Raw genomic sequence first — 342 nt, forward strand, 5'->3', positions numbered from 1 at the left:
CATTGTGCATGCAGAAGATAAGTTTTTGGTCGTTGAGGAAACAATCAATGGCAAAGCCTTGTGGAATCAACCAGCAGGACATCTGGAAGCGGATGAGACGTTAGTGCAGGCCGCCGCGCGCGAGCTCTGGGAAGAGACAGGTATCCACGCACAGCCACAGCATTTCATTCGAATGCATCAATGGATTGCGCCGGATAAAACGCCCTTTTTACGTTTTCTGTTTTCTATCGAGCTTGCCAATATGTGCGCTACCGAACCTCATGACAGCGATATAGATTGCTGTCACTGGGTCAGCGCAGAAGAGGTTCTCTGCGCGCCAAACCTGCGCTCACCGCTGGTTGC

Annotated in this window: 1 protein-coding gene; it reads left to right on the plus strand. The window is 51.5% G+C overall.

Translation table 11 applies throughout. The features are described 5' to 3' along the window. Nucleotide 1: 1 nt before the first annotated feature. A partial coding sequence (locus FDX22_RS15325; protein ID WP_255432929.1) for an NUDIX domain-containing protein occupies nucleotides 2-342 on the plus strand: 341 nt, incomplete at its 3' end.

The sequence above is a fragment of the Citrobacter sp. TBCS-14 genome (assembly GCF_005280805.1).
In the GTDB taxonomy this organism is placed as follows: Bacteria; Pseudomonadota; Gammaproteobacteria; order Enterobacterales; family Enterobacteriaceae; genus Citrobacter; species Citrobacter gillenii.